The 4,366-nt window shown below is 71.4% G+C and carries 6 protein-coding genes and 2 pseudogenes; 7 read left to right on the top strand and 1 reads right to left on the bottom strand.

Annotated features, from left to right (window positions below; genetic code table 11):
- The 4 genes from B9S61_RS13965 to B9S61_RS13950 all read left to right on the top strand — a co-directional run.
- Nucleotides 1-281 (top strand): response regulator transcription factor (locus B9S61_RS13965; protein WP_146064836.1); only part of this gene is annotated, 281 nt, incomplete at its 5' end.
- Nucleotides 282-415: 134 nt separating this feature from the next.
- The gene (locus B9S61_RS13960) at nucleotides 416-1,309 is read left to right on the top strand and encodes an MFS transporter (protein WP_374936209.1); all 894 of its coding nucleotides are present in this window, start codon (nucleotides 416-418) and stop codon (nucleotides 1,307-1,309) included.
- Complete coding sequence (locus B9S61_RS13955) at nucleotides 1,309-1,833, top strand: hypothetical protein (protein WP_258039652.1); 525 nt, start codon at nucleotides 1,309-1,311, stop codon at nucleotides 1,831-1,833. Before B9S61_RS13960 ends, B9S61_RS13955 begins: the two co-directional genes overlap by 1 nt.
- A gap of 130 nt (nucleotides 1,834-1,963) precedes the next feature.
- On the top strand, nucleotides 1,964-2,161 hold the full coding sequence (locus tag B9S61_RS13950) for a hypothetical protein (RefSeq protein ID WP_103542541.1): 198 nt from the start codon (nucleotides 1,964-1,966) through the stop codon (nucleotides 2,159-2,161).
- A gap of 168 nt (nucleotides 2,162-2,329) precedes the next feature.
- On the opposite strand, the pseudogene B9S61_RS13945 reads toward B9S61_RS13950, so the two are convergent.
- Nucleotides 2,330-2,989, bottom strand: a pseudogene (locus B9S61_RS13945) (DUF2252 family protein); the annotation flags it as partial.
- Nucleotides 2,990-3,157: 168 nt separating this feature from the next.
- On the opposite strand from B9S61_RS13945, the gene B9S61_RS13940 reads away from it, so the two are divergent.
- The 3 genes and pseudogenes from B9S61_RS13940 to B9S61_RS13930 all read left to right on the top strand — a co-directional run.
- Entirely contained in the window at nucleotides 3,158-3,628 is a 471-nt protein-coding gene (locus B9S61_RS13940; RefSeq protein ID WP_103542540.1) for an SHOCT domain-containing protein, read from the top strand.
- Nucleotides 3,629-3,680: 52 nt separating this feature from the next.
- The gene (locus B9S61_RS13935) at nucleotides 3,681-4,112 is read left to right on the top strand and encodes a hypothetical protein (RefSeq protein ID WP_103542539.1); all 432 of its coding nucleotides are present in this window, start codon (nucleotides 3,681-3,683) and stop codon (nucleotides 4,110-4,112) included.
- A gap of 10 nt (nucleotides 4,113-4,122) precedes the next feature.
- Nucleotides 4,123-4,366, top strand: a pseudogene (locus B9S61_RS13930) (diacylglycerol kinase); the annotation flags it as partial.

The following is a 4,366-nucleotide window of genomic DNA, read 5'->3' as shown; positions in this document are numbered from 1 at the left end:
GACCGATCGGCACCGGACCGTCCGGTACCGGACCGAATGGCACCGCCCCACCCCCGCGCCCGTACGACCCGCCGCCACCGGTCGTTGTCGAGGAGCTCAGCGGGCGCGAGTGCGACGTGCTGCGGCGGCTGGCCCTCGCCATGTCCACCGACGAGATCGCCGCCGACCTGTACCTGTCGGTGAACACGGTCAAGACCCACCTCAAGAGCGTCTACCGGAAGCTCTCGGTCAACCGCCGCAACGAGGCGGTCCGCCGCGCCCGCGACCTGGGCCTGTTGTGACGAGGAAGGTGCCGTGAGGTGCCGTGACGAGGGAGATGCCATGACAAGGGAGATGCCGTGAAGCACTGCAGCCGCGCAACCCGCCGTTCACCGTCCTCGGTTTCGCGCCGACGCTGTTCGTCATCGGCGCCGGGGTGGCCGTCCTCGCGGCCTTCCGCCGCTGGGAGCACCGCCGGGACCGGCGCGGTGACGAACCACTGGTGCACCTGTCCCTGCTGCGCCGGCCCGCGCTGGGATCCGGCCTGATGTCGCTGGTGAGCCAGAACCTGATCCTGCTGGGGCTGTTCTTCACCATCCCGCTGTACCTCCAGGTGGTCCAGGGATCCGACGCCTTCGAGACGGGGCGCAGGCTGCTGCCGGTGTCAGCGACGATGCTGGTGACCTCGCTGGGGGCGGCCCGGCTGGGACGCCTGGCCGGACCCCGCTGGATCGTCCGGCTGGCCCTGCTCACCGTGACGGCGGCCGTCGTGTGGCTGCTGGCCAGCATCGACCCGGTCATCGACGACGCCCGGTTCGCCGGGGCGATGGCCCTGCTCGGCGTGGGCATGGGTCTGTTCGCCTCGCAGCTCGGCAACGTCGTCCAGTCCACCGCGGGGGAGACGGAACGCAGCGAGGTCGGCGGGTTCCAGTACACGGCGCGGAACCTGGGCCCCGCCCTCGGTACCGCGCTGATCGGATCGCTGCTCGCCGGCTCCCTGGCGCACACCTTCACCGCGCAGGTGGAGGACGACGCCAGGCTGTCGCAGGAGGCCCGGCAGCAGGTCGGTGTCGCCCTGCAGGCCGGAGTCACCTTCGTCCCCACCGACCAGGTACGCGCGGCGGCCGCCCGTGCCGGTCTGCCGCCGGAGGAGGTGGACGCCGTGACGGACTCCTACGCGTCGGCGCAGCTGGACGGTCTGAAAGCGGCGATCCTCGCCACCGGCGGCATCACCCTCGCGAGCTTCCTGGTCACCTCCGGCCTTCCGGGGCCGGCGCCCGAGCGCACCCGGGGCGCGGGCCCGGACCGGGCCGGCCGGAGGGAGCCGTGATGTCCGACAGCGGAGACGCTGCCGTGCGGCGCGGACCCCGGAACGCCGGTCATCCGGTGCACACCGACTACACCGGTGGCGTCTACGGGGCCATGCTCGCGTCCTCGGTGATCGTCGGTGCGGGCACGCTCGGCTCGTTCCCGCGTGCGGAACTGGTGCTGCTGCTGTTGCTCACCGGCGGGGTGTTCTGGATCGCTCATGTGCACGCGCAGCTCTTCGGCGCCCGGCTGGCGCAGCGACGCCCGGACCGTGCCGTCGTCCTGCGGGTGTGCCGGGAGGAGTGGACCATCGTCAAGGCCGCCGTGCCGCCCGCGGTCGCCGTGGCCGTCAGCCCGGTGCTCGGCCTCGGTGTGCAGGGAACCCAGTGGCTGGCGCTGTCCGTCGCCGTGACGGGACAGGTGGGATGGTCGGTGGCGGCGGCCCGCCAGGCGGGTGCCACCCGGCATCTGATGGTCCTGTCGGCCGTGGTGAACCTCGTGCTAGGCATGGTGATCCTCTCGGCCAAGCTCTGGCTGAAGCAGTGAGCCGGGGCGGGGAACGGCGCGCCGGGAGTTCTCTCACCTCTCAAGGGTGAGCCGGGCCGCCCGCCGGGAGGCGGACGATGGCGGGGTACGGGCGCGGCCCGCCGGTCCCAGGCCACCCGGGGAGCAGCTCATGCGCTACGAGATCCGTGTCGACGGACATCTCTCGGAACCGCTGATCAAGGTGTTTCCGGAACTCGACCACGTGACGATGTCGGGTCAGACCTTGCTCTTCGGGCACGTCGTCGACGAGGCGCACTTCTACGGGCTGCTGGCCCGCTGCCAGTCCCTGGGCCTGCGGGTGCTGGAGATGCGCCAGGTGCCGGAGTGATGGTGAGCCGTACGCCCGCGCTTGGGCCTCGTTCAGGGTCCCGGCGTCGACCACGGCCACACCGCCGGCCCCGTCCCCGGTCGCGGCGGAGACTCGCCCCCGATCGCGGGTTCCCGGTGCGTACGCTGCCCGACCGCACGGCGGTCCTCAGCGCCTCGAAGTCCCGCTCGTTGCGGTCCGCGTAGTCCTGCGCGAATCCGGTGAGCGGCGCCGGGCCTCGCGGTCCGTCGAGGAGGCCATGAGTTCCGGCAGCCGGTCCGCGTCGTCCTGCGCGTACCAGATGTCGAGGGTGCGCATCCCGGCGAACTCCCGCATGCGCCGGCGGTACGCCTCCCCGCAGGCGCGCACCGCGCCGTTCTGGTCCTCGGCGGAGAAACCGTTCGCCCGCCCGGCGATGGCGAAACTGGCCGCCAGCCGATTGACGTCCCATTCGAAGGGGCCGGCCGGCGTCTCGTCGAAATCGTTGATGTCGAAGACGAGACGGCGTTCCGGCGAGGCCAGCAGCCGGAAGTTGAGCAGATGGGCGTCACCGCACAACTGCACGGTCAGGCCGGTGTCCGGGCCCGGACCGAGGTCCGCCGCCATGATGGCCGCCGCTCCCCGGTAGAACCGGAACGGGGACTCGAGCATACGGGCGTAGCGGATCGGTACCAGTTCGGGCAGCCGGGTCGCCGACTGCCGCTCGATCACGCCGACGGGGTCCGGACGGTCCCGGGCCGCCTCGAACGAGCCGTGGGCCGACCGAGGGACCCGGGCGCGCGCCTTCCTGCCGGTCGCGGCCCGTTCGGCGGGCGAGGGAGGGGCGCTGAACGGACTCGGTACGGCCATCGCTGTCTCCCGCCTGCGCCGCGAACGACGACTGCTCGCCGTCCATCCCACCGCGCAGGCGTCCCCGCCGGATCACCCGTCCCGGGTGAGGCGGCGGACGGTATCCGGGCGGACGCTGAGCACGGGGGAAAGGACATGTCGGGCGCAGGCCCGGGACGGAGGACGAAGATGAACGGTGCGACGTACCTCGCGTATGACTATCCGCTGCTGAGCGCCTTCTGGACCATACTGGTCCTCTTCCTGTGGATCATGTGGTTCATGCTGCTCTTCCGGGTCGTCCTCGACATCTTCCGTGACGACGACCTGAGCGGCTGGGCCAAGACCGGCTGGCTGGTGTTCACGATCGTGCTGCCCTTCCTGGGCGTCTTCGTGTACGTGATCGCCCGCGGCAAGAACATGGGACGCCGTGAGATCTCACAGGCGCGCGCCCAGCAGGAGGCGTTCGACAGCTACGTCCGTGAGGCCGCCAAGGGTTCCGACGGACGCCGCAGCAGCGTCGACGAACTCGCCCGGCTGTCCGAGATCAAGGCCCGCGGCGACATCTCGGACGACGAGTTCCGCAGGGCGAAGGAGCTGGTCCTGAGCGGCCACGGTACGGCGGAACACTCGAGCCCGTTCACCTCGTCGGCGGGTCGCTGACCGCAGGGCGAGCCGCAGGACCGCAGGACGACACCGAATCGAGGCATCGTAAATGACAGCCACACACCCGACACACGGAGCGCACGCACCCTCGGCGAAGCGGGAGCTGGCCGGTGGCCTGACCGTCTTCGCCGCCGTCTCGCTCATGATCGTGGGAGTGCTCGACGTCCTCCGGGGCATCATGGGCATCGCCGAGGACGACGTGTTCGTCACGACGCAGGACTACGTTTTCCAGTTCGACCTCACCGCCTGGGGCTGGACCCATCTGGCACTCGGCGCCCTCGCGGTGCTCGTCAGCCTGGGCCTGGTCCGGGGAACCCTGTGGGCCCGCGTCGCCGGCGTGACGATCGCCGGTCTCCTCATCATCGCCAACTTCCTGTCCCTGCCGTACTACCCGGTCTGGTCCGTCGTGATGATCGCCTTCTCCGGGTTCATCATCTGGGCGCTGTGCGTGTCGCGTTCGGGTTCCCGGTCCGGGAGCTGAGGTCCACGCCGTGTCGCGGACCGTTGTCCGGAGCGGCACGGCGCGGGCACGTCTGGCGCTGCTCGCCCTCGCGGCCGCCGTGCTGGTCCCGCTCGTCGCCGCCGGTCTGCGCGGGGTGCTCTGGGCGCTGCTCGGCCTCGCCGGACTGGCACTGGCGGCCGTGGGGCTGTGGTGGACGCTCGCCCGCCACGGGGTGGTGCGGATCCTGGGCGCGGGGCTGTGCGTGGCCGCTCCGCTGACGGTGCTCGCGCTGT

Source organism: Streptomyces sp. SM1 (assembly GCF_002910825.1).
GTDB classification, from domain to species: domain Bacteria; phylum Actinomycetota; class Actinomycetes; order Streptomycetales; family Streptomycetaceae; genus Streptomyces; species Streptomyces okerensis.
This window is presented reverse-complemented; position numbering and strand designations above follow the sequence as displayed.

Coding starts and splice junctions, on each gene's coding strand:
- B9S61_RS13955 (WP_258039652.1), top strand. CDS start 1,309: ATGTCCGACAGCGGAGACGCTGCCGTGCGGCGCGGACCCCGGAACGCC.
- B9S61_RS13950 (WP_103542541.1), top strand. CDS start 1,964: ATGCGCTACGAGATCCGTGTCGACGGACATCTCTCGGAACCGCTGATC.
- B9S61_RS13940 (WP_103542540.1), top strand. CDS start 3,158: ATGAACGGTGCGACGTACCTCGCGTATGACTATCCGCTGCTGAGCGCC.
- B9S61_RS13935 (WP_103542539.1), top strand. CDS start 3,681: ATGACAGCCACACACCCGACACACGGAGCGCACGCACCCTCGGCGAAG.